Origin of the sequence: Pseudomonas sp. NPDC086112, assembly GCF_044746425.1 — a bacterium.
Classification (GTDB): Bacteria; Pseudomonadota; Gammaproteobacteria; order Pseudomonadales; family Pseudomonadaceae; genus Aquipseudomonas.
In genome coordinates, this window is record NZ_JBIVCD010000093.1 from 1 (window position 1) to 2,766 (window position 2,766).

At 60.1% G+C, this 2,766-nt stretch carries 2 protein-coding genes; both read left to right on the plus strand.

The window, feature by feature from the left end:
* A partial coding sequence (alaS, locus tag ACIPLA_RS28095; RefSeq protein ID WP_401177727.1) for an alanine--tRNA ligase occupies positions 1-1,968 on the plus strand: 1,968 nt, incomplete at its 5' end.
* Positions 1,969-2,058: 90 nt separating this feature from the next.
* Positions 2,059-2,766 (plus strand): aspartate kinase (locus tag ACIPLA_RS28100; RefSeq protein ID WP_401177730.1); only part of this gene is annotated, 708 nt, incomplete at its 3' end.

The following is a 2,766-nucleotide window of genomic DNA, read 5'->3' on the forward strand; positions in this document are numbered from 1 at the left end:
CGCACCGCCGATGGCGTGTTGCACCCGTTGCCAGCGCCGTCGGTGGACACCGGCATGGGCCTGGAGCGGATCAGTGCCGTGCTGCAGCACGTTCACTCGAACTATGAAATCGACCTGTTCCAGAGCCTGCTGAGCGCATCGGCCAAAGCCATCGGTTGCACCAACGATGCTCAGGCTTCGCTGAAAGTCGTGGCTGACCACATCCGTTCCTGCGGTTTCCTGATTGCCGACGGCGTGCTGCCGTCCAACGAAGGTCGCGGTTATGTGCTGCGCCGGATCATTCGTCGCGCTTGCCGTCACGGCAACAAACTGGGCGCCAAGGGCAGCTTCTTCTATCAGATCGTTGCGGCCCTGGTCGCCGAGATGGGCGAAGCGTTCCCTGAGCTGAAATCCCAACAGGCGCACATCGAGCGCGTCCTGAAAGCCGAAGAAGAGCAATTCGCCAAGACCCTGGAGCAGGGTCTGAAGATCCTCGAGCAGGATCTGGCCGAACTCAAAGGCGACGTAGTGCCGGGCGATGTAGTGTTCAAGCTTTACGACACTTACGGCTTCCCGATGGACCTGACCGGCGACATCGCTCGCGAGCGCAGCCTGACCATCGACGAAGAAGGTTTCGAGCGCGAAATGGAAGCCCAGCGCGTCCGTGCTCGCTCCGCCAGCTCCTTTGGCATGGACTACAACAGCCTGGTCAAGGTTGATGTGGCCACCGAGTTCACCGGTTACACCGCTCACAGCGGTTCCGCCAAAATCGTTGCTCTCTATAAAGACGGGCAATCGGTTGACGTGCTGAGCGAAGGCGAAGAGGGCGTGGTCGTTCTCAATCAGACCCCGTTCTATGCCGAATCCGGTGGTCAGATTGGTGATTGCGGCTTCCTCCAGGCTGGCGCTGCGCGTTTCGACGTGCGCGACACCACCAAGACCGGCGGCGCGTTCCTGCACCACGGTGTACTGGATTCGGGCAGCCTGATCGTGGGCGCTCCGGTCGAGACTCATGTCGATGCCGACGTGCGTCACGCGACGTCGCTGAACCACTCCGCCACTCACTTGCTGCACGCTGCATTGCGTCAGGTACTGGGCGAGCACGTTCAGCAGAAAGGCTCGTTGGTCGACAGTCAGCGTCTACGCTTTGACTTCAGCCACTTCGAGGCGATCAAGCCTGAGCAGTTGAAGGCGCTGGAAGACATCGTCAACGCCGAGATTCGCAAGAATTCCGAAGTTGAAACCGAAGAAACCGACATCGAAACCGCCAAGCAAAAAGGCGCCATGGCGCTGTTCGGCGAGAAGTACGGCGACAGCGTACGCGTGCTGAGCATGGGCGATTTCTCTGTCGAGTTGTGCGGCGGTATTCACGCCACCCGCACCGGCGACATCGGCCTGCTGAAAATCATCAGTGAAGGCGGTGTAGCCTCCGGTGTGCGTCGTATCGAGGCATTGACCGGCGCAGCTGCGCTGGCCTACTTGAACACGGCAGAAGAACAACTCAAGGAAGCGGCCAACCTGGTCAAGGGCAGTCGCGATAACCTGATCGACAAGCTGTCGGCTGTGCTGGAGCGCAACCGTCTGCTGGAGAAGCAACTCGAGCAGTTGCAGGCCAAGGCGGCCAGCGCGGCGGGCGACGATCTGTCGGCTTCTGCCCTGGACGTCAAAGGCGTGAAAGTGCTGGCCGTGCGTCTGGACGGTCAGGACGGCAAGGCGCTGTTGGCGCTGGTCGATCAATTGAAAAACAAACTCGGCCGCGCAGTGATCCTGCTCGGCAGTGTCCATGAGGAAAAGGTCGTTCTGGTTGCAGGCGTGACCAAAGACCTGACTGGCCAACTCAAAGCCGGTGATTTGATGAAACAGGCTGCTGCGGCAGTGGGCGGGAAGGGCGGTGGTCGTCCAGACATGGCGCAGGGCGGTGGTATTGACGCTGGCGCACTGGATGCCGCATTGGCCCTGACTGTTCCATTTGTAGAGCAGGGTTTATAAGGCAGTGTGCCTGGCCCGCGGTCTAGTGGCGGGCCAGAACGCTGTTTGAGTGATTATTGGGCGCCCTTCATGGGCAGAGGCGGCTTTGAAATGGCTTTGATCGTACAGAAATTTGGAGGCACCTCAGTCGGCACTGTCGAGAGAATCGAGCAGGTCGCCGACAAGGTTAAGAAATTCCGCGAGGCGGGCGATGACCTGGTGGTTGTGCTGTCCGCAATGAGCGGCGAGACCAACCGTCTGATCGATCTGGCCAAGCAAATCAGTGGCGACGGCCAGCCGGTTCCTCGTGAGCTGGATGTGATCGTATCCACCGGTGAGCAGGTGACGATTGCACTGTTGGCCATGGCGCTGATCAAGCGTGGCGTGCCAGCGGTGTCGTACACCGGCAATCAGGTACGGATTCTGACGGATAGCGCGCACAATAAAGCGCGTATCTTGCAGATTGATGACCAGAAGATTCGCGGTGACCTGAAGGCCGGTCGTGTGGTGGTTGTCGCCGGTTTCCAGGGCGTCGACGAGCACGGCAATATCACCACCCTCGGTCGTGGCGGTTCCGACACCACCGGCGTGGCGCTGGCGGCAGCCCTGAAGGCTGACGAATGCCAGATCTACACCGACGTCGACGGCGTCTACACCACCGATCCGCGTGTGGTGTCCGTGGCTCAGCGCCTGGACAAGATCACCTTCGAAGAGATGCTGGAAATGGCCAGTCTCGGTTCGAAGGTGTTGCAGATCCGTGCGGTGGAATTCGCCGGCAAGTACAACGTTCCGCTGCGCGTACTGCACAGCTTCAAGGAG